The sequence below is a fragment of the Thauera sp. 2A1 genome, assembly GCF_009469595.2.
GTDB lineage: Bacteria > Pseudomonadota > Gammaproteobacteria > Burkholderiales > Rhodocyclaceae > Thauera.
The window spans coordinates 252,125-273,350 of sequence record NZ_SSXV01000001.1 but is presented as its reverse complement, the minus strand read 5'-3'; the positions used below and the strand labels follow the sequence as shown (position 1 = coordinate 273,350).

20 protein-coding genes and 1 pseudogene are annotated in these 21,226 nt (G+C 67.3%); 12 read left to right on the top strand and 9 right to left on the bottom strand.

The window, feature by feature from the left end; translation table 11 throughout:
* The 6 genes from kdpE to GH664_RS01345 all read right to left on the bottom strand — a co-directional run bounded on the left by kdpE (position 1) and on the right by GH664_RS01345 (position 5,262).
* Positions 1 to 690, bottom strand: coding sequence for a two-component system response regulator KdpE (gene kdpE, locus GH664_RS01370; RefSeq protein WP_153166345.1), 690 nt, complete (start codon positions 688 to 690; stop codon positions 1 to 3).
* Complete coding sequence (locus tag GH664_RS01365; RefSeq protein ID WP_153166344.1) at positions 687 to 2,216, bottom strand: DUF4118 domain-containing protein; 1,530 nt, start codon at positions 2,214 to 2,216, stop codon at positions 687 to 689. The genes kdpE and GH664_RS01365 overlap by 4 nt, the downstream gene beginning before the upstream one ends.
* 190 nt (positions 2,217 to 2,406) lie before the next feature.
* The gene (locus GH664_RS01360; RefSeq protein WP_153166343.1) at positions 2,407 to 2,859 is read right to left on the bottom strand and encodes a YaiI/YqxD family protein; all 453 of its coding nucleotides are present in this window, start codon (positions 2,857 to 2,859) and stop codon (positions 2,407 to 2,409) included.
* Positions 2,860 to 2,864: 5 nt separating this feature from the next.
* Positions 2,865 to 3,962, bottom strand: coding sequence for a tRNA 2-thiouridine(34) synthase MnmA (gene mnmA, locus GH664_RS01355; RefSeq protein ID WP_153166482.1), 1,098 nt, complete (start codon positions 3,960 to 3,962; stop codon positions 2,865 to 2,867).
* A 16-nt stretch (positions 3,963 to 3,978) separates the two neighbouring features.
* Positions 3,979 to 4,797: a hypothetical protein gene (locus GH664_RS01350; protein WP_228111320.1), complete on the bottom strand. Its 819-nt coding sequence runs from the start codon at positions 4,795 to 4,797 to the stop codon at positions 3,979 to 3,981.
* A gap of 12 nt (positions 4,798 to 4,809) precedes the next feature.
* Entirely contained in the window at positions 4,810 to 5,262 is a 453-nt protein-coding gene (locus tag GH664_RS01345; RefSeq protein WP_153166342.1) for an NUDIX hydrolase, read from the bottom strand.
* 171 nt (positions 5,263 to 5,433) lie between these two features.
* On the opposite strand from GH664_RS01345, the gene GH664_RS01340 reads away from it, so the two are divergent.
* The 9 genes and pseudogenes from GH664_RS01340 to GH664_RS01300 all read left to right on the top strand — a co-directional run bounded on the left by GH664_RS01340 (position 5,434) and on the right by GH664_RS01300 (position 13,222).
* On the top strand, positions 5,434 to 6,354 hold the full coding sequence (locus tag GH664_RS01340; RefSeq protein WP_153166341.1) for a branched-chain amino acid transaminase: 921 nt from the start codon (positions 5,434 to 5,436) through the stop codon (positions 6,352 to 6,354).
* 20 nt (positions 6,355 to 6,374) lie between these two features.
* Positions 6,375 to 6,575, top strand: a complete 201-nt coding sequence (locus GH664_RS01335; RefSeq protein WP_153166340.1) for a zinc-finger domain-containing protein — start codon at positions 6,375 to 6,377, stop codon at positions 6,573 to 6,575.
* A 109-nt stretch (positions 6,576 to 6,684) separates the two neighbouring features.
* Positions 6,685 to 7,662, top strand: a complete 978-nt coding sequence (locus GH664_RS01330) for a hydrolase (RefSeq protein ID WP_153166339.1) — start codon at positions 6,685 to 6,687, stop codon at positions 7,660 to 7,662.
* Positions 7,663 to 7,738: 76 nt separating this feature from the next.
* A complete protein-coding gene (locus GH664_RS01325) occupies positions 7,739 to 9,136 on the top strand; it encodes a phosphomannomutase/phosphoglucomutase (RefSeq protein ID WP_153166338.1) in 1,398 nt (465 codons plus the stop codon).
* A gap of 178 nt (positions 9,137 to 9,314) precedes the next feature.
* Entirely contained in the window at positions 9,315 to 9,899 is a 585-nt protein-coding gene (locus GH664_RS01320) for a TetR/AcrR family transcriptional regulator (RefSeq protein ID WP_153166337.1), read from the top strand.
* Positions 9,900 to 9,994: 95 nt separating this feature from the next.
* Entirely contained in the window at positions 9,995 to 11,152 is a 1,158-nt protein-coding gene (locus GH664_RS01315; RefSeq protein ID WP_153166336.1) for an iron-containing alcohol dehydrogenase, read from the top strand.
* A gap of 59 nt (positions 11,153 to 11,211) precedes the next feature.
* The gene (locus GH664_RS01310) at positions 11,212 to 12,309 is read left to right on the top strand and encodes an NADH:flavin oxidoreductase/NADH oxidase (RefSeq protein ID WP_153166335.1); all 1,098 of its coding nucleotides are present in this window, start codon (positions 11,212 to 11,214) and stop codon (positions 12,307 to 12,309) included.
* Positions 12,310 to 12,472: 163 nt separating this feature from the next.
* A pseudogene (locus GH664_RS01305) lies at positions 12,473 to 12,805 on the top strand (acyl-CoA thioesterase); the annotation flags it as partial.
* 72 nt (positions 12,806 to 12,877) lie between these two features.
* Entirely contained in the window at positions 12,878 to 13,222 is a 345-nt protein-coding gene (locus tag GH664_RS01300; protein WP_228111340.1) for an acyl-CoA thioesterase, read from the top strand.
* Between the two features lie 88 nt (positions 13,223 to 13,310).
* Here the strand turns inward: GH664_RS01300 and GH664_RS01295 are convergent, their stop codons facing one another.
* Entirely contained in the window at positions 13,311 to 13,715 is a 405-nt protein-coding gene (locus GH664_RS01295) for an FKBP-type peptidyl-prolyl cis-trans isomerase (protein WP_153166333.1), read from the bottom strand.
* A gap of 211 nt (positions 13,716 to 13,926) precedes the next feature.
* Positions 13,927 to 15,171: a cystathionine gamma-synthase family protein gene (locus GH664_RS01290; RefSeq protein WP_153166332.1), complete on the bottom strand. Its 1,245-nt coding sequence runs from the start codon at positions 15,169 to 15,171 to the stop codon at positions 13,927 to 13,929.
* A gap of 125 nt (positions 15,172 to 15,296) precedes the next feature.
* Between GH664_RS01290 and GH664_RS01285 the strand changes: the two genes are divergently transcribed.
* Positions 15,297 to 16,505 carry a YbfB/YjiJ family MFS transporter gene (locus GH664_RS01285; RefSeq protein WP_153166331.1) on the top strand — a complete coding sequence of 403 codons (1,209 nt, stop codon included), beginning with the start codon at positions 15,297 to 15,299 and terminating at the stop codon, positions 16,503 to 16,505.
* A 137-nt stretch (positions 16,506 to 16,642) separates the two neighbouring features.
* Here the strand turns inward: GH664_RS01285 and alaS are convergent, their stop codons facing one another.
* Positions 16,643 to 19,264 (bottom strand): alanine--tRNA ligase, encoded by a 2,622-nt coding sequence (gene alaS / locus GH664_RS01280; RefSeq protein WP_153166330.1) that lies wholly within the window; start codon positions 19,262 to 19,264, stop codon positions 16,643 to 16,645.
* A 144-nt stretch (positions 19,265 to 19,408) separates the two neighbouring features.
* Here alaS and GH664_RS01275 point away from each other — a divergent pair, with 144 nt between their 5' ends.
* Both GH664_RS01275 and GH664_RS01270 read left to right on the top strand, forming a co-directional pair.
* The gene (locus GH664_RS01275; protein WP_153166329.1) at positions 19,409 to 19,960 is read left to right on the top strand and encodes a cob(I)yrinic acid a,c-diamide adenosyltransferase; all 552 of its coding nucleotides are present in this window, start codon (positions 19,409 to 19,411) and stop codon (positions 19,958 to 19,960) included.
* A gap of 214 nt (positions 19,961 to 20,174) precedes the next feature.
* On the top strand, positions 20,175 to 21,224 hold the full coding sequence (locus GH664_RS01270; RefSeq protein WP_194270291.1) for a porin: 1,050 nt from the start codon (positions 20,175 to 20,177) through the stop codon (positions 21,222 to 21,224).
* Positions 21,225 to 21,226 lie beyond the last annotated feature (2 nt).

The window sequence follows — 21,226 nt, the reverse complement described above, 5'->3', positions numbered from 1 at the left end:
TTACGGCTGGAAGCGATAGCCGATGCCGGTTTCGGTCAGAAAGTGTTTGGGTTGTGTCGGGTCATCTTCCAGCTTCTGTCGGAGATGGCCGACGTAGACCCGGAGATAGTGGCTGCTCTCGACATACGACGGCCCCCAGATCTCGCGCAGCAGCTTGCGTTGGGTGAGCACCGTGCCGGGGTGGCCGACCAAGACCGTCAGCAGGCGATATTCGATCGGCGTCAGATGGACTTCCGCACCGTCGCGCGTCACCAGCCGTCGCGACAGGTCCACCACAACCTGTCCAAACACGATGACGGGCGAGGCTGAGTCCGCGCTGCGGCTGCCACGCCGGAGCAAAGCCCGGACACGCGCCCGCAGCTCACCCACGCTGAACGGCTTGGTCAGATAGTCGTCGGCCCCGGCATCCAGCGCATCGATCTTGTCGTGCTCCTGCGAACGTGCCGAGAGGATGAGTACCGGAATGTCGGACCAGCCGCGCAGGTCGCGGATCAGGTCGATTCCGTTTCCGTCCGGCAGACCCAGGTCCAGAATCAGCAAGGCGGGTTGCCGCGCACCCGCTTCGAGCAAGCCCTGCGCCCTGGTCTCCGCCTCGACCACCTCGCAGCCTTCTTCCTCCACCGCCACGCGAACGAAGCGGCGGATCGGTTTCTCGTCTTCGACGACGAGCACCCTGGCTGGCGTCGTCATGCCAGTTCCTCCTCGATGCTCGGCGGATTGCCCACGGGCAAGGTGAAGCGGACCAGCGCACCGCCTTCGGGCCGGTTGTCCGCCTCGATCGTGCCGCCATGCGCCTCGACTATCGCCTTGCAGATCGCGAGCCCCAGCCCGGTGCCCGGCTTGCCGGATTCGCCATGGCCGCGCACGAACATGTTGAAGAGTTCGTCACGACGCTGCGCTGGAAAGCCCGGGCCATGGTCGAGCACCGCCACTTCGACGACCGCACCTGACTGCCTGGCCTGAAGCTCGATCGGCCCCTGTGCCGGCGAGTACTTGGCCGCATTCTCCAGCAGGTTGCACAGCACGCGCTCGATGAGCACCGCATCGAACTCCAGCAGCGGCAGTGCCTTGTCGAGCGTGACCTTCAGCGGATGCCCCGTCAGGGCATTGCCGAGCAGCTTGATGCTGGCGCCGACCACCTCCTCGAGCGGCTGCCACTCGCGACGCAGCGTGACCTCGCCGGCATTGAGCCTCGCCATGTCCAGCAGGTTGCCGACCAGGCCGGCCAGACGCTCGGCCTGCTCATGCAGGGCTTGCGCGGTTTCCAGTGCCTCCCCGGGCAAGGCAGGCTTGACCAGGAACAGCGAGTCGGCGAGGCCGACCATGGCGGTCAACGGCGTCCGCAAGTCATGGGAGAGCGCCGACAGGATCGAACTGCGCAGCCGCTCGGTCAGCATCTTCACATGCGCATCCTGTGCGACCTCGACGTAGCGCAGGCGCTCGAGGGCAACGGCAATCAGGGAGGCCAACGCATCCAGCAGGGACAGCGAATCCTCGCCGGGCTCGCCTGTCTGTTCGTCAAAGGCAACGGCGAGCACGCCACAGATCCGCATCGACGCCTTGAGCGGGAAGTACAGGTCGGCATAGCCCAAGCCGCGCAGCTCACCGCTGCGCACGCGCTCGCCGCTGTCGAAGGCAATGTGTGCGAGATGCGGTTCGGTCGGCAGCGGCGCACCCGCCGGGGCCGCCTTGAGTGTCCTGCCTTCGCCGTCGGGGATGAGCAGGACCGACCGGGCGGACAGTTGCGACCGTACGAAGGCTTCAGCAATCTCGACGACCTGTTCGACCGCCAGAGCGCCGGCAAGCCGCCTGGCAAGCTGGTACAAGGCCTGCGTGCGCTGCTCCCGCTGCAGGGCCTCCCGCGCCCGGTGACGCAGTGCCGAGGTGAAATGCGTGGTCGTCAGGGCCGTCACCAGCATGGCGGCGAAGGTGACCAGGTACTGGATGTTGCTGACCGCCAGCGAAAATCGGGGCGGAACGAAGAAGACATCGAAGCAGAGGACGCTGAGGACCGAAGCCAGGATGGCCGCATTCCGTCCCAGCTTCACGGCGACCAGCAGGACCGTGAGCAGGAACAGCATCACGATGTTGGCCAGATCGAGATAGCCAAGGAACGGTGTCGCCAGGAGCGTCGTCCCGGCACAAGCGACCACCGTCAACGCGATGCGCTGCGTGGCACCGAGATCCTTCTCGCGGGCGGGGATATCGAACGGCATCTGGCGCTTCCAATGACGGGGAGGAAAGAGGGCAACCCGTCCAGGTACGCTGCCATTCTGGCAACCGCCGCGTAAAAATGTCGTAAAGATTCGGCGCCTTGACGGCGGCGTTCGATCCTGCTTCCGCCTCGGGCGCGCAATGCCCGGCGAGTCTGTGACAGGCCGCCGACTGATGCCCGGCCGCCGCTGCTCAGCCGCGTGCCGACGACTGCAGCAGCCTGTCGAGCCTGTTGGCGAAGGCCTGCCGGTCGGCGGCGCTGAACGGCGCCGGTCCGCCGGTATCGACACCGGTGTTGCGCAACGTGTCCATGAAGTTGCGCATGTCGAGCAGCTCGCGGATGTTCTCCTTGCCGAAGAGCTCGCCCTTGGGCGACAGCGCATGGGCGTCGCGCGCAACGACGTCGGCGGCGAGCGGGATGTCGGCGGTGATGACGAGATCGCCCGCCTGGACGTGGGCAGCGATGTACTTGTCCGCTTCGTCGAAGCCGCCTGGCACCTGGATCATCCTGACGTGGGCCGAGGCGGGCACGCGCAGATACTGGTTCGCGACCAGCGTGAGCGAACGGCCGGTGCGCGCCGAGGCACGGAACAGAATGTCCTTGATGACGCCGGGACAGGCGTCGGCATCGACCCAGATGTGCATGTCGCTCAGACGATCACGCCGCCGCCCAGGCAGACCTTGGATTCATACACCACCACGCTCTGGCCCGGCGTCAGCGCCCACTGCGGCTGCGCGAAGGCGATCTCGGCGCGGCCGTCGGCAATGGCGTCGATCTCGCACGGCATGTCGGGCGTGCGGTAGCGCGGCTTGGCGGTGTAGACCCAGTGCGTGTGCGGGTCACGACCGGCGATCCAGTTGAGGTCGGTGGCGACGAGGCGATCCTTCAGCAGCGCCGGGTGGTCATGCCCCTGCACCACGTACAGCACGTTGGCCTTCACGTCCTTCTTCGCCACGTACCAGGCGTCGTGCTCGCCGGCGTCGTCCTGGTTGCCCTTGATGCCGCCGATGTGCAGGCCCTTGCGCTGGCCGATGGTGTGGTACATCAGGCCCTGGTGCTCGCCCAGCACGCGGTCGTCGTCGAGCGCGCGGATCTCGCCCGGCTTGGTGGGCAGGTAGCGCATGAGGAATTCGCGGAACGGGCGCTCGCCGATGAAACAGATGCCGGTGGAATCCTTCTTCGCCGCCACATGCAGCCCGGCCTGCTCGGCGATCTTGCGCACCTCGCGCTTGTACAGTGCGCCCAGCGGGAACATCGTCTTCGCCAGTTGTTCCTGGTTGAGGCGGTACAGGAAGTAGCTCTGGTCCTTGGTGCCGTCCTCGGCCTTCAGCAACTGATATTCGGTGCGGCCGTCGTTGTTCCATTCGCGCACCTGGGCGTAGTGGCCGGTGGCGATGCGCTCGGCGCCCAGTTGCATGGCGTGGTCGAGGAAGCAGCGGAACTTGATCTCGGAGTTGCACAGGATGTCGGGGTTGGGCGTGCGGCCGGCCTCGTATTCGCGCAGGAAGTCGGCGAACACCCGGTCCTTGTACTCGGCACTGAAGTTCACCACCTCGAGGTCGATGCCGATGACATCGCACACCGAGGCCACATCGACCAGGTCCTGGCGCGTCGAGCAGTACTCGTCGTCGTCATCGTCCTCCCAGTTCTTCATGAACAGGCCGGTCACATCAAAGCCCTGCTGCTTCAACAGCAACGCCGTGACCGACGAATCCACTCCGCCGGACATGCCGACGACCACTTTCATCCCGTTCGGGTCCTGCTTACTGGACATTCGGTCCACCTCCCTCTAGCCATTCCGCAAGCGGCAGCACGATGGCCGCTTCGCCATTGTCGACGAACCAGCTGTCGACCACGTATCGGTTGCCGGCGTCCGCGTCGTCGGCCGGCCGACCGGCAGATTCCTGCGTGCCATCGGCGGACGTGTCCGGCCGCCGGACGTCGTTCATCACCTCGGCGCAGTCGCACTGCGCGAGCATCACCGCCATGTAGTCCGGCACGGCGGCGGGCCGCGCGCGCGCGCGCGCGGGCCGGCGCGGCGCAACCTCCACCACCACCGCACCGAAGTGCTGCATGATCAGCCGGGTGCGGCGCGCGGGTTCCAGCACCTGGTGGAAGCGCAACCAGCCGTGCGCCTCGATCATCCGCAGGATGCGGGTGGTGGAGGTGGAATGGTCGATGCAGTCCATGCGCCCCTCGACTTCCTGGTCGAGGAAATTGCCGCCGCGATCCGCCGCCACCGGCGTCTGCCGTCCCGCCTCTGCCAGCAGCATGCCCACCGCCTGCGCGAGCACGGCGCGCTCGGCGGCGGCATCGGGCGCCGAGGCGAGCCACTGGCGCAGGGTGTCCAGCGTGCTGCCCGGGACCCACACGTCCTGCTCGGTCATACAGCTGTAATTGAAGCAGATGCGGAAACTGTCGTCGGCGAGGGGCACCGGAGTGCGCGCCGGCAGGGTCGCAGCCTGCGCGCCGGCCTGCGCCTTCGCCAACACCACCACGGCCGGCCGCGCGGGCGCCCGTGGCGCGGCGAACGCGCCGCCCGCCATCGCGCCCAGCATCATCACCGCCAGCAGACGACGCATCGGCCGGCCCGCTCAGGCGTAATGCCGGATCAGGTCGAGCGGGTAGCGCCGCCCGGCGATCCAGTCGTCCACGCACTGCAGGATCAGCGGGCTGCGGTGGCGCTCGCGGGTGGCGACGAGTTCGTCGCGCGTCATCCACACCGGGCGCACGATGCCCGCATCGAGCGGCCGACCGCTTTCCTCGCCGGTGACCTGGCCACCGAAGGCAAAGCGCAGATAGGTGATGTCGCCCTGCGGCCGCGGCCACTGGTAGATGCCGACAAGATATTCGGGGACGAAGTGGTGCGCGGTTTCTTCCAGCGCCTCGCGCACGCTGGCCTCGAGCAGCGATTCGCCCTCTTCGAGGTGCCCGGCGGGCTGATTGAAGCGCAGGCCTTCCGGGGTTTCCTCTTCCACGAGCAGGAAGCGCCCGTCACGCTCGATGACGGCGGCAACGGTGACGTTGGGTTTCCAGCTTCGGTCCATGCAAGGGGCTCCATCGGCGACGAGCCCGAATTCTACCGCGCCAAAAGCCGGATCAAGGCTGCCGGCACGCGAGTCGGGCGCATTAACGGCCCTCCTTTGCGCTAGAATCTGAAAGTTCTGCCCGGGCTGGCCGGGCCGTTTCATACATTTCTCGAGTTGGAGATCCGAATCATGTCCATGGCTGACCGCGACGGTTTCATCTGGCAAGACGGAAAGCTCGTTCCGTGGCGCGAGGCGACCACGCATGTGCTGACCCATTCCCTGCACTACGGCCTGGCCGTTTTCGAGGGCGTCCGCGCGTACAACACGGCCAAGGGCACCGCCATCTTCCGTCTCGCCGAGCACACCCAGCGCCTGATCAACTCCGCCAAGATCTACATGATGGACATCCCGTTTTCCAAGGATGAACTCATGGAGGCGCAGAAGGAGGTCGTGCGCGCCAACAAGCTCGAGTCCTGCTACATCCGTCCGCTGGCCTTCTATGGCTCGGAAAAGATGGGCATCTCCACCATCGGCGCCAAGGTCCACGTCATCATCGCGGCCTGGCCGTGGGGCGCCTACCTGGGCGAAGAAGGCCTGGAGAAGGGCATCCGCGTCAAGGTGTCGTCCTACACCCGCCACCACGTCAATTCGACGATGCCGCGCGCCAAGCTGTCGGGCACCTACCCCAATTCCATCCTCGCCAATCTCGAAGTCACCCGCCAGGGCTACGACGAGGCGCTGCTGCTCGACAACCAGGGCTTCGTCGCCGAAGGCGCGGGCGAGAACCTCTTCATCGTGCGCGACGGCAAGATCTACGAACCCGAGATCGCCTCGGCGCTGACCGGGATCACGCGCGACTCGATCCACGCCATCGCGCGCGAACTCGGCTACGAGATCATCACCAAGCGCTTGACCCGCGACGACATCTACCTCGCCGACGAAGCCTTCTTCACCGGCACCGCCGCCGAAGTCACGCCGATCCGCGAACTCGACGACCGCAAGATCGGCGAAGGCAAGCGCGGGCCGGTCACGGCGAAGATCCAGGCGCGCTTCTTCGACGTGGTCGGCGGCAAGGCGCCGGAATACGACAACTGGCTCGCTTACATCTGAGACCCGAGGGGAACGCCACCATGGTTGAGAACACCGACAAGACGCAGGCCGTCGTGATCCACGCCAAGGATCTGCCGCTTCACTGCCCGCCGCCCGGCGCGCCGCTGTGGGCGCGGCACCCGCGTGTGTTCCTCGATGTGCTGAAGACGGGCGAGGTGGTGTGCCCGTATTGCAGCGCGCACTACGTTTTTGCCGGCGAGCGCCCGAAGGGCCATCACTGAGCTTGGCGGAACGCTGAAGTTGGATCAGGCACGGGGGCGTCACGCCCCCGTTTGCTTTTGACGAGCCCTGCGATCCGACTCCGCTCGTCCGCTCCCGCTCCCACTGACGATGAGTTATCCGCCCACTTACCAGGCCCCCTGGTGGCTGCCCGGCAGCCACCTGCAGACGATCTGGCCGCTGGCCCGCAAGGGGCCGCTGCCCGATTACCGCCGCGAACGCTGGGACACGCCGGACGGCGATTTCATCGACCTCGACTGGGCGCCCGGCGGGCGCGACGACGCGCCGCTGCTGGTGCTGTTCCACGGCCTGGAAGGCTCCAGCCGCTCGCACTATGCGCGCACGCTGATGCGGGCAGCCAGCAAGCGCGGCTGGCGCGGCGTGGTGCCGCACTTCCGCGGCTGCTCGGGCACGCCGAACCGGCTGGCGCGCGCCTATCACTCCGGCGACAGCGACGAGATCGACTGGATCCTGCGCCGCCTGCGGGGCATCGCCGGCGACGCGCCGCTGTTCGCCGCCGGCGTGTCGCTGGGCGGCAATGCGCTGCTGAAGTGGCTGGGCGAGCGCGGCGCGCAGGCGGGCTCGCTGCTGCAGGCCGCCGCCGCGGTGTGCCCGCCGCTCGACCTGACGATCTCCGGCCATGCACTTGGCCGCGGCTTCAACCGCCTCTACACGCTGCACTTCCTCGACACGCTGAAGCGCAAGGCGCTGGCAAAGTGCGAGCGTCATCCCGGCCTGTTCGACGCTCAGCGCATCCGTCGCGCACGCAACCTGTACGAATTCGACGACGCCTATACCGCGCCGGTTCACGGCTTTGCCGGCGCCGACGACTACTGGCGCCGTGCCTCCAGCAAGCCCTGGCTGGGCGCGATCACCTGCCCCACCTTGCTGCTCAATGCCGCCAATGACAGCTTCGTGCCGCTGGCAGCGCTGCCAGCGGCCGACGAGCTGTCACCTGCGGTGGCGTTCGAACGCTCCGCCGACGGCGGACATGTCGGCTTTCTGGCCGGCCCCTGGCCTGGCTGCCAGGACTGGCTCGCCGCAAGGCTGATGAAGCACTTCGACACGAAGCTCGATGGCGCGACATGACATACTCGCGCGCGCTGCATCGCACCGAGAAACCCCGATTTTTGTCACAGATCACCCGCTCCGTCCGGATCCCGACATGACCCAAGACCTGCACGCCCTGCCCGCCCCCGAAATCTTCAAGGCCTACGACATCCGCGGCATCGTCGACACCGTGCTCACCCCCGATGCGGTGCGCGCCATCGGCCATGCGCTCGGCTCCGAAGCCGTGGCGCGTGGCCAGAAGGCGGTCGCGGTCGGCCGCGATGGCCGCCTGTCGGGCCCGGCGCTGGCCGGCGCGCTGGCCGAAGGCATCCGCGCCGCCGGTGTCGACGTCATCGACATTGGCTGCGTGCCCACCCCGCTCACCTATTTCGCCGCCTATCAGCTCGGCTGCGACTCCTGCGTGTCGGTCACCGGCAGCCACAACCCGCCCGACTACAACGGCCTCAAGATGGTGCTCGGCGGCCAGACGCTGTACGGCGACATGATCCAGTCGCTGCGCCGGCGCATCGCCGACGACGAGCTGGTGCGCGCCGCCACGCCGGGCGCGCTGCGCCAGGCCGATGTCGCCGCCGCCTACGTGGACCGCATCGCCGGCGACGTGAAGCTGGCGCGGCCGCTGAAGATCGTCGTCGACTGCGGCAATGGCGTCGCCGGCGGCATCGCCCCAGAGCTGTTCCGACGGCTCGGCTGCGAGGTCGTGGCGCTATTCTGCGAAGTCGATGGCAGCTTCCCCAACCACCACCCGGACCCGTCCAAACCCGAGAACCTGCAGGACGTGATCCGCGCGCTGCGCGACACCGATGCCGAGCTGGGCCTGGCCTTCGACGGCGACGGCGACCGCCTGGGCGTGGTGACCAAGGACGGCGAGATCATCTACCCCGACCGCCAGTTGATGCTGTTCGCCGAGGACGTGCTCAGCCGAGTACCGGGCGGCGAAATCATCTTCGACGTCAAATGCACCCGCAACCTCGCGCCCTGGATCCGCGCCCGCGGCGGCAGGCCGACGATGTGGAACACCGGCCACGCGCTGGTGAAGGCCAAGCTCAAGGAAACGGGGGCGCCGCTGGCCGGCGAGATGAGCGGCCACATGTTCTTCAAGGAGCGCTGGTACGGCTTCGACGACGGCCTGTACGCCGGCGCGCGCCTGCTGGAGATCCTGTCCGCCCGCGCCGACGCCAACGCCGCGCTGAAGGCGCTGCCCAACGCGGTGAGCACGCCGGAACTGAACCTGAAGATGGCCGAGGGCGAGCCCTTCGAGCTGGTCAAGCGGCTGAAGGAAGCGGCGCGCTTCGACGGCGCGGCGGAGACGATCACCATCGACGGCGTGCGCGTGGAATACGCCGACGGCTTCGGCCTGGCGCGTCCGTCGAACACCACGCCGGTCGTCGTGCTGCGCTTCGAGGCCGACGATGCGGCCGCGCTGGCACGCATCCAGGCCGCCTTCCGCGCCGCCATCGACGGCGTTTGGCCCGGACTGGCACTGCCGTTCTGACGCCGCCTGCCACAGGCCGGCGCCCCTCCCTTCAGGGGCGCCGGTCTGCGACGTCGCGATGCATCGAGGCCCGGCCACGCCAGCAGGAGGCATTGGCGCCCATCGAATCCACACCCCATTGCCCGCGCTACCGCCTCAAATCTAGACGACCGGTCTAATTGAACCTAGAATGCCAAGCATGAGCTCCCGCTACGCCGATACCCGCCAGCACATCCTCGACACCGGCAACCGCATCATCGCGGCCAAGGGTTTTTCGTGCGTCGGCCTGAACGAGCTGCTGCAGGCATCCGAGGTGCCCAAGGGTTCCTTCTATCACTACTTCAAGTCCAAGGAACTGTTCGGCCAGGCGCTGCTGGAGGACTATTTCGACAGCTACCTGCGCCAGCTCGACGCCCTCCTCGAGGCGCCCGGCCTGACTGCTCGCGAGCGCCTGTTGCGCTATTTCCAGCAGTGGCGTGCGACGCAGGCGGAAGAAGGTGACGAGCAGAAATGCCTGGTGGTGAAGCTGGGTGCCGAAGTCGCCGACCTGTCGGAGGCGATGCGGGTGACGCTGCGTGATGGTACCGAGCGCATCATCGGACGGCTGGCCGGCTGCATCGCCGCCGGCGTTGCCGACGCCTCCCTGCCGCCGCTCGATGCCGATGCGAGCGCGCGCATGCTTTACCAGATGTGGCTGGGCGCCAGCCTGCTGGCCAAGCTGCAGCGCAATGCCAGCCCACTTGACCAGGCCTGGGCCGCCACCCTGCAGAGGCTGTCCGCATGATCGACCTGCCCTTACCAAGATTTTGCCCGACAACTAGACGACCAGTCTAATTCTTATCATCCAAGGCCGCGCACGACGCGACAAAGGAGCCCGCAATGCAGAACTTCGACTATTACAACCCCACCCGCATCGTCTTCGGCCAGGGCAGCATCACCCGCCTCGACGAACTGGTGCCCGCCGACGCCCGCGTGCTGCTGCTCTACGGCGGCGGCAGCGCCGAGCGCAACGGCACCCTGGCCGAAGTCGAGGCCGCGCTGGGCCAGCGCACGATACGCCGCTTCGGCGGCATCGAACCGAACCCAAGCTACGAGACGCTGATCGAGGCGGTGACGCTGATCCGCAGCGAGCAACTCGATTTCCTGCTCGCGGTCGGTGGCGGCTCGGTCATCGACGGCACCAAGTTCGTCGCGGCCGCTGCGCCGTACGACGGCGAGCCGTGGCAGATCCTGGAACAGGGCGGCAGCGTCGTCAGCCGTGCCCTGCCGATGGGCTGCGTGCTCACGCTGCCGGCGACCGGGTCGGAGATGAACTGCTTCTCGGTCATCAGCCGCAAGTCGCTGCAGGCGAAGCTCGCATTCTCGAGCGAGCTCGTGTTCCCGGTGTTCTCGGTGCTCGATCCGGTGAAGACCTACTCGCTGCCGCCGCGCCAGGTCGCCAACGGCGTGGTGGACGCCTTCATCCACGTGATGGAGCAGTACCTGACCTACCCCGCCAACGCGCCGGTGCAGGACCGCTACGCCGAAGCGCTGCTGCAGACGCTGATCGAGATCGGGCCGCGCGCGCTGGCCAGCCCGCAGGACTACGACGTGCGCGCCAACCTGATGTGGACCGCCACCCAGGCGCTGAACGGCCTGATCGGCGCCGGCGTGCCACAGGACTGGGCAACGCACATGCTGGGGCACGAGATCACCGCGCTGTACGGCCTGGACCATGCGCAGACGCTGGCGATCGTGCTGCCGGCGATGATGGACCTGCGCCGCGAGGCCAAGCGCGACAAGCTGCTGCAGTACGCCGCGCGCGTGTGGAACATCCATTCGGGCGGCGCCGACGAGCGCATCGACGCCGCCATCGCGCAGACGCGGACCTTCTTCGAGTCGCTCGGCTTCAAGACGCGCTTCGCCGACTACGCCATCGGTGCCGAGGCCGTACCGCGCCTGCTCGCCCAGCTCGAAGCCCACGGCATGACGGCGCTGGGCGAGCGCCAGGACATGGACCTGGCGTTGAGCCGCCGCGTGCTCGAAGCCTGCCTGTGAGCCGTACCCGACTCGCCCACGCTCCATCGCCCCCGATTCACTTCAAGGAAACCGAACCCATGTCTTCCCTGTTCGAACCGTTCAAACTCAAGGATGTGACCCTGCGCAACCGCATCGCGGTGCCGCCGATGTGCCAGTACATGGCGACCGACGGCGTCGCCAACGACTGGCACCGCGTGCATCTCGCCAGCCTCGGCCGCGGCGGTGCCGGCCTGGTGATCGTGGAAGCGACCGCGGTGTCACCGGAAGGCCGCATCACCCCCGCCTGCCTGGGCTTGTGGAACGACGCGCAGGCCGAGGCGCTCGCGCCCATCGCCGCGTCGATCAAGGCCGCCGGGGCGGTGCCCGGCATCCAGATCGGCCACGCCGGCCGCAAGGCGAGCGCCAACCGCCCGTGGGAAGGCGACGACCACATCGCCGAGGACGATCCACGCGGCTGGCCAACGATCTCGCCCTCGGCCGTCGCCTTCGGCGCGCATCTGCCCAAGGTGCCGCGTGCAATGACGCTGGACGACATCGCCCGCGTACGTGCGGATTTCGTCGCCGCGGCGCGCCGCGCGCGCGACGCCGGCTTCGAGTGGCTGGAGCTGCACTTCGCCCACGGCTACCTCGGCCAGAGCTTCTTCTCGGTCCACGCCAACCAGCGTACCGATGCCTACGGCGGCAGTTTCGAGAACCGCAGCCGCTTCCTGCTCGAAACGCTGGCCGCGGTGCGCGAAGTGTGGCCCGAGCACCTGCCACTGACCGCGCGCTTCGGCGTCATCGAGTTCGACGGCCGCGACGAGCAGACACTGGCCGAGTCCATCGAGCTCGCGCACAAGTTCAAGCAGCGGGGCCTGGATCTGCTCAGCGTCAGCGTCGGCTTCTCCACGCCGACCGCCCAGGTGCCCTGGGCGCCCGCCTTCCTCGCGCCGATCGCCGGCCGCGTGCGCAATGAGGCCGGCATCCCGGTGGCCTCGGCATGGGGTATCGACACGCCGCAACTGGCAGACGCTACCGTGCGCAACGGCCAGCTCGACCTGGTGATGGTCGGCCGCGCCCACCTCGCCAACCCGCACTGGTCGTACCACACCGCGCGCACGCTGGGCATCGATCGCCCGTCCTGGGTGCTCCCTGCGCCTTATGCGCACTGGCTGGAGCGCTACGCGGTGCGCTGAGCCTGCACGCGCGGCATTCCACGCGGCATTCCAACATCGCAGGGGCGTTTCTTGGCATGATCGGTCCTGAAGTCGAGACGACCCCGCACAGGAGAAATTCATGGCCGACCACCCGATCGCAGTGACCGAGATTCCATCGGACGAACACCTCGCCCTGCGCGTGATGCCGATGCCGGCCGACCTGAATCCGGCCGGCGACGTGTTCGGCGGCTGGATCATGTCCATGGTCGACGTCGCCGGGGCGATACCGGCGATCCGTCGCGCAAACTCGCGCGTGGTCACGGTTGCGGTGAATTCCTTCCTGTTCAAGCAGCCGGTGTCGGTCGGCGACGTGGTGAGCTTCTACTCGACGGTGGCTTCGGTCGGCCGCTCTTCGATCACGGTGGACGTTCATGTGTTCGCCGAGCGCCACCCGGCCGACCCGGTGATCGTCAAGGTGACCGAGGCGCGCCTCACCTATGTCGCGGTCGATGGCGAAGGCAACAAACGGCTGGTGGGCGAAGCCGACCCGGCATGCGCCCCCGGCGGCTGCGCCGAACCCTCGGACAAGGAACTCGTGCTCAGGGTGGTGCCCTTCCCTGCCGATCTCAACCCGGCCGGTGACGTCTTCGGCGGCTGGATCATGTCCATGGTCGACATCGCCGGCGCCGTACCGGCCATCCGCCAGGCGCGCTCGAAGGTGGCGACCGTGGCGGTGGACTCCTTCGTCTTCAAGCAGCCGGTGTCGGTCGGCGACGTCGTCAGCTTCTATGCCGAGATCGTGCACGTGGGCACGACCTCGGTGACGGTCGAGGTCGAAGTCTATGCGCGGCGCAACCCTGAGAACCCGGTGGTGGTGAAGGTGACCGAGGCCAAGCTCACCTACGTCGCGATCGACGAACTGCGCACCAAGCATCCGATTCCGGCGCAGTAAGTCGCCCCCGCCGCGCACGGACATCCGCGCGCAGCGGTGTGCCGGAAGCCACACCGATCGATGCGGACGAGGGGGGCTCCCACCCTGCTCAGTGCTTCACCTCGAGCAGCTCGATCACGAAGCTGAGGGTGCTGTCGGGCGGGATCTTGCCCGCCACGCCGCGGCTGCCATAGGCAGTCTCGGGCGGACACACGATCCGCACCGCGCCACCCGGCTTCATGCGCTGCAGCACCTCCTTCCAGCACGGGATCAGCGCCTCCAGCGGCAGCTCCGCCGGCTGCCCGCGGGTGTAGGAGCTGTCGAACTGCCGACCGTCGGCGAGCGTGCCCTGGTAATGCACCCGCACCACGTCCGCCGGCGTCGGCGAAGCACCACTCTCACCTTCGCGGTAGGTTTGGACGATGACGCCCGACGGCAGGGTGACGTCCTGCGGGCTGGCAGCCAGCGCGACGGGCAGGTGAACACAGGCGAGCAGAGGCAGCAGTCGGCGCATGGAGGCTCCTGGAAGGTGGATCGGTCTCGACCACAGGCAAGGCTTCGAGCTTACACCGGATCTGAGAGCCGGCAGCTGCCACCGGCCGCCCTCGTCAATGTCCGGCCGCCCGCGGCGGCTGCGCCCATCGGCGCACGCCGCACCTCGCGCGATTCATGGACGAAGCGTCATTCGGCAGGAGCACCAAGCGATCGAAGGCCGGCAAAGCCAGTCACTCAAGGGCGCGGTTGAAATCCGCGATCAGGTCGGCTTCGTCTTCGAGACCGATCGACACGCGGATCAAGCCTTCGGCAATGCCCATCATGGCGCGCGCCTCGGGGCCCGCTTCCCAGAAGATGGTCGGTGCGACCGGGATGACCAGGGTGCGCGTGTCGCCAAGGCCAGTGGCCTTGAGCGGCAAGCTGAGGCGGTTGAGCACGTGGACCATGGACGAAGGGTCGCGCAGTTCGAAGCTCAACAGCCACGACCCGGCAGTGAAGAGGGTCGTGGCGCGCTCATGCTGGGCGTGTGACGGCAGGAAGGGGTAATGCACCGCGCCGACCTTCGGATGCTGTTCGAGCCACCGCGCCAGCGCGAGAGCCGTGCTGCAGCTCTGCTTCATGCGCAAGGCCAGAGTCTCGCTGCCGATGCCGATGCGATGCGCCTGGTCCGACGCGAGCGTTGCGCCCATGTCGCGCAAGCCCTTCTTGCGGATCTGCAGCAGACCCCAGGCTTGGGCGTCTCCCTTGCGATAGGCCGGAAAGATGTTCGGGTAGCGAGCCCAGTCGAACAGTCCGGTATCGGTGACGGCACCGCCGAGCGCTTCGCCGTGGCCGGCAATCGTCTTGGTCAGCGAGTTGATCACCAGGCTCGCATCGACCGTGCGCGGCCGAAACAGCGCCGGCGACGTGATCGTGTTGTCGACCACGTAGATCAGCCCGCGCTCGCGGCACAACTGGCCGATGCCCGCGAGATCGGCGACCTGGGTCCGCGGATTGGCGATGGTCTCGACGAAGACCATGCGCGTTTCAGGCCGGATCGCTGCCGCGACCGCCTCGACCGAACAGGCGTCAACCTTGTCGACCGCGACACCCAGGCCGCCGATCGTGTCGAGGAGGCTGTTGGTGTTGCCGAAGATGTACCGGCTCGCGACGAGGTGGTCGCCCGCGCGCAGCAGCGTGAGGAAGGTCGCGGCGATCGCGCCCATGCCGGTGGCGAAGCACACCGTGCCCACTCCATCCTCCAGCGCGGTGATCCTGGCTTCGAGAGCGGCCGTTGTCGGCGTGCCTTGACGGGCGTATTGGTAGCCTCCCTTGTAGGTACCCTGGAAGGCCCCGATCAGGTCCTCGACGCGGTCGAACGCGTACTGCACCGAGGTGTGGATCGGCTTGTGGATTCCGCCGTGCTCGACGCCGAAGCGACGGTCGGAGTGGAGGTTGTCGGTGCGCAGCGCGCGGTTGTCGGATAATGGTTTCATTCGTTAACCTTACATCAGCTTGACCCCGAGACGGCATTGTCCCGCATCCGGGTCGGCATGATCGCGACACCTGTTACCGCAGCCTTGCGGGACGGCCACCACAGCCATCGGAGTCTAATTTCAATATGGTCGCACGCTCCGAATCGTCGCTGCCGCCCAGGTCGATCGTCCTCATCGGCCTGGTTGCGCTGGCCATCGCCATGGGCATCGGCCGGTTCGCCTTCACGCCGTTGATGCCGCTGATGCTGCGCGATGGCAGCCTCGATGCCGTGACCGGAACGGAATGGGCGACTGCGAACTACATCGGTTACCTCCTCGGGGCGCTCAGCGCGTCGTGGTTTGCGCGCAGCCCCCGGCACGGCTTGCAGATCGGGCTTATCGGTGTCGCCGCGACGACCCTCGCGATGGCCTGGGGAAACGTGTCGCTCCCCTGGCTGGGCCTCGCCTTGCGGGGCAGCGCGGGCGTCTTCAGCGCCTGGGTGCTGGTGTGTGCCAGTAGCTGGTGCCTGCCCGAACTGGCGCGTCGAAACGCCACCTCCCTGGGGGGATGGATCTACACCGGAGTCGGTCTGGGCATCGCCGCAACGGGCCTCATGACGTGGCTGGGAGGCGCACAGGCCGCGGTGTCGCTCTGGATGGAGCTCGGGCTGCTCGCCATCGTCGGCGCCGCGCATGTCATCCGGAGTCTGCCGCGGCAGCCCGCCGCCTCGGCGCCTTCAGGCCCTGTCGACGCACGAAGGCCGGCAGCGCCGTCAGCCGCGAGCGGGAATCTTGGTGTGGTGCTCTGCTACAGCGCGTTCGGCTTCGGCTATATCGTCCCCGCGACCTTCCTGCCCACGATGGCGCGGCAACTGGTGTCCGACCCTCTCGTGTTCGGGCTCACCTGGCCCATCTTCGGCACGGCGGCGGCGCTGTCCGTTGCCTTTGCCGCGCACAGGCTGCATGGCTGGTCGCGCCGGAAGGTCTGGGCGATCGCGCAGGGCGTGATGGCGGTAGGGACCGCGCTTCCGCTGTTGCAGCAGGCCTTGTGGGTACTTGCAGCCTCTGCGGTTCTGGTCGGCGGGACGTTCATGGTCACCACCATGGCGGGCCTCCAACTGGCCCGCGAGCGCATGCCCGGGAATCCGACACCGCTGCTGGCCCGCATGACCACCGGCTTTGCCGCGGGCCAGATCGCCGGCCCGCTGCTCGTGCGGCTCATCGGCGACGCACGAATCGCGGGATGGGATGCCTTGGGCCTGGCCAGTGCGGCAGCCAGCTTACTGCTGGCGATCACATCCATCTGGCTGTGGCGCGGCGGCACGGCCTCGGCATCGCGGCAGCCATCCGCATAGCGGGCGGGGCACTCAAGGCCCTGTTTCGATCCTGCCGAACCTGGCCCGAACCTGGACGGCTGCCTGCACCGGCGGGCCGCGGCTGACATCCTCCGGCAGCGGGCGGCACTGACGTCGCCCGCTGCCGGCTGGCCGGCTTAAAGCTTCCCGGCCACCCAGTCCTTCACTGCGGCCAGCGCCGCCGGCAGGTTCTCCGGCTGGGTGCCGCCGGCCTGGGCCATGTCGGGACGGCCGCCGCCCTTCCCGCCGACCTGCTGGGCGACGAAGTTCACCAGTTCTCCGGCCTTGACCTTGCCGGTCTGGTCGGCGGTGACACCGGCGATCAGGCTGACCTTGCCGTCGGCCACCGCGGCCAGCACGATGGCCGCGGATTTCAGCTTATCCTTCAGCTTGTCCATGGTTTCGCGCAGGGTCGGCACGTCGGCGCCATCCAGCATCGCGGCGAGCACCTTGATGCCCTTGACCTCGGCCGCCTGATTGGCGAGGTCGTCACCCTGGCTGGAGGCGAGCTTGCTCTTCAGGCGTGCGAGTTCCTTCTCCAGCGCGCGCACGTTGTCGAGGATGCCGGCGACGCGCTCGGACACCTCGTCGGGCTGCACCTTCAGCAGCGCGGACATGCCCTGCACGCGGCGCTCCTGCTCCTGCGCATAGCGCAGCGCATTCTCGCCGGTGACGGCTTCGACGCGGCGGATGCCAGCCGCGACGCCGCCTTCGGACACGATCTTGAACAGGCCGATGTCACCGGTGCGCGCGACGTGCGTGCCGCCGCACAATTCCTTCGAGCTGCCGATGCTCAGCACGCGCACCTCGTCGGCGTACTTCTCGCCGAACAGCATCATCGCGCCGGACTTCTGCGCATCTTCCAGCGCCATCACCGCCGCTTCGGTGGCGGCATTGGCCAGCACCTCACGGTTGACGATCTCCTCCACCTCGCGGATTTCCTCCGCGCTCATCGGCGCGGTGTGGGCGAAGTCGAAGCGCGTCTTGTCGGGGTCGACCAGCGAGCCCTTCTGTTGCACGTGGGCGCCGAGCACTTCCCGCAGCGCCTTGTGCATCAGGTGGGTGACCGAGTGGTTGCGCGCAGTGGCGGCGCGCGCAGCGACGTCCACCCGGGCCGCAACGCCCTGCCCCACCGCCAGCTTGCCGGTCTTCACCACGCCATGGTGGCCGAACACCGCGGCCTGGATCTTCTGCGTGTCTTCCACCCCGAAGATGCCGGCCGCGCCGCGCAGCTCGCCGCGGTCGCCGACCTGGCCGCCGGATTCGGCGTAGAACGGCGTGTGGTCGAGCACCACCACCCCCATGTCGCCCTCGACGAGCTCATTGACCGCCACGCCATCCTTGTACAGCGCGAGGATGTTGCCCTTCTCCTCCAGCACCTGGTAGCCGTGGAACACGGTCTCGGGGCCGTCGTACTCCAGGTTGGCGGCCATCTTGAACTTGCCGGCGGCGCGCGCCTGCTCCTTCTGCCGCGCCATCGCGGCGTCGAAGGCGAGCGCATCGACCGTCACGCCGCGCTCGCGGCAGATGTCGGCGGTGAGGTCGAGCGGAAAGCCGAAGGTGTCGTGCAGCTTGAATGCGGTATCACCATTGAACACCTTGGCACCGGCGGCCTCCATCGCCGCGAGTTCGGCTTCGACGATCGCCATGCCATTCTCGATGGTGGCGAAGAAGCGGTCTTCCTCCTGCTTCAGCACGTCCATCACGCGCTTCTCGCCGGATTTCAGCTCAGGGTAGGCGGCGCCCATCTCGGCGACCAGGTCGGGCACCAGCTTGTGGAAGAAGGCGGCGCGCGCGCCCAGCTTGTAACCGTGGCGGATGGCGCGGCGGATGATGCGGCGCAGCACGTAGCCGCGCCCTTCATTGCCCGGGATCACGCCGTCGGCGATCAGGAAGGAGCAGGCGCGGATGTGGTCGGCCAGGACCTTCAGCGACGGCGAGTCCATGTCGCCCCCGGAAGTCTCACGCGCAGCGGCCTTGATCAGCGCCTGGAACACGTCGATCTCGTAGTTGGCATGCACACCCTGCAGCACCGCCGAGATGCGCTCCAGGCCCATGCCGGTGTCGACCGAGGGCTTGGGCAGCGGATGCATCACGCCCTGCTCGTCGCGGTTGAACTGCATGAACACGTTGTTCCAGATCTCGATGTAGCGGTCGCCGTCTTCCTCGGGCGATCCCGGGGGGCCGCCCCAGATGTGCTCACCGTGATCGTAGAAGATTTCCGTGCAGGGGCCGCAGGGGCCGGTGTCCCCCATCATCCAGAAATTGTCGGACGCGTAGCGCGTGCCCTTGTTGTCGCCGATGCGGATCACGCGCTCGGCAGGCACGCCGACTTCCTTGGTCCAGATGTCGTAGGCCTCGTCGTCTTCCGCATACACGGTGACCCACAGCTTGTCCTTGGGCAGCTTGAAGACCTCGGTGAGCAGTTCCCACGCGTAGGAGATGGCGTCGCGCTTGAAGTAGTCGCCGAAGCTGAAGTTGCCCAGCATCTCGAAGAAGGTGTGGTGGCGCGCGGTGTAGCCGACGTTCTCGAGGTCGTTGTGCTTGCCGCCGGCGCGCACGCACTTCTGCGACGTGGTGGCGCGGGTGTAGGGACGCTTGTCGAAGCCGAGGAAGACGTCCTTGAACTGGTTCATGCCGGCGTTGGTGAACAGCAGGGTGGGATCCTCGTGCGGCACCAGGGACGACGAGGCCACGATCTGGTGGCCTTTGGATTCGAAGAACTTGAGGAACTTTTCGCGGATTTCGGCGGATTTCATCGGCGTTGGCGTCGTTTTTTGAGGAGTAGCCCCGCATTGCGGGCGAATGCGCAAGTTTATCATGAGCTTAGCGGCCGACCGGATAGCCTCGGGCAGCCGTTCCCCTATAATTGACGTTCACGTCAACCACCGACAAGGACTGCCATGGGACACCGCCTTTCCAAGATCTACACTCGCACCGGCGACGCCGGCACCACTGGCCTGGGCGACGGCAAGCGCGTATCGAAGAACAGCCTGCGCATCCACGCGCTGGGTGAAGTCGACGAGACCAACGCCATCATCGGCCTGCTGCTGTGCGAGGAACTGCCGGAGGACGTGCGCGCCCTGCTCACCGACGCGCAGCACGACCTGTTCGACCTCGGTGGCGAGGTCTGCATCCCGGGCATGAGCATGATCACCGACAAGCAGGTGACCCATCTCGAGAACGAGCTCGACCGTCTGAACGAGCCGCTCGAGCCGCTGAAGGATTTCATCCTGCCCGGCGGCACGCGCGCCGCGGCGCTCGCCCACCATGCGCGCACCGTGTGCCGCCGAGCCGAGCGTGCCCTCGTTGCGCTGGCGCTCGAAGAAGCGGTCAACGACGGCCCGCGCCAGTACCTGAACCGCCTGTCGGACCTGCTGTTCGTGCTCGGCCGCGTGCTGAACCGCGCCGGCGGCCGTGGCGACGTGTTGTGGCAGAAGCGCAAGAACGCCTGACCCGCGGCGAGCCGGCGGCGGCGTGTCCGCATCTCCCGCACTGGACACGGCAACACTGTCTGGGTTGCGCCACAGCTCGCCCGCCTCTCTGTTGCAAATAACAACCATTTAACCAGGCTGTCACATTTCACTGTCAGAGTCGAAAGCGTCGAACGGCCCGCAGGTGCGGGCCCGCTCGCCTTTCCCCATCCTTCCTCAACATCAGGATCCAACAGTGACAAAGACTCTCATTGCCGGCGCCATTGCCGCGGGCCTGTCCGGCGCTGCTTTCGCCCAGACCAACGTCACGGTCTACGGGATCATGGATCTCGGCTACCTGTACCAGAAGGCCGACGGTCAGAAGAACCGCAGCGCGATCGACAGCGGCATCTCGTCGGGTTCGCGCCTCGGCTTCCGCGGCACCGACGATCTGGGCAACGGCCTGAAGGCCAACTTCCTGCTCGAACAGGGCATCAAGGCCGACACCGGCGAATCGGACCAGAGCGGACGCACCTTCGGCCGCCAGAGCTGGGTCGGCGTGTCGGGCGGGTTCGGCGAAGTACGTGCCGGCCGCCAGAACGCCCTGGGCTACGAATGGTTCGGCGGCGGCGTGACGCCGTGGGGCACCAACTACTCGCAGGCCAACCCGAAGACGATCTTCGGCTACGACAACGTCGCCGAACGCCTCGACAACTCGGTGTTCTATTTCTCGCCGAGCGTCTCCGGCTTCCAGGGCGCGGTGGGTTATTCGACCCGGCGTGACGGCTCGGAAGTTGCTGGCAGCAGCAACAACGAGCGTGCGGTCTCGGCCGGCCTGCGCTATCGCAACGGTCCGCTGATGGCGGTGCTGACCTATGACCAAGCCCGCCCCTCCGACAGCACGAAGACTGCCACCACGGACGAGACGATCAAGAACGTCTCCCTCGGCGCCACCTACGACTTCGGCGTGGTCAAGGCCCACCTCGGCTACGGCCAGTTGAAGAACCGCAGCTTCAAGGACAGCGCCGACACCGAGCGCGCCTGGCTGGTCGGCCTGAGCGCCCCGATCGGCACCGCCGGCAAGCTGATGGCCACCTATCAGCGCGTCAACGACGCCCGCAATGCCAATGAGTTTGGCGCGACCTACGACGACAACCGCAGCGGCTTCGCCGTGGTGTATGACCACGGGCTGTCGAAGCGCACCAGCCTGTATGCCTACGCCAGCCAGTACAGCAACGCGGTCAAGGACGGCGCCCAACTGGGCGACAAGACGGAGTTCGCCGTCGGCATGCGCCACAGCTTCTGATC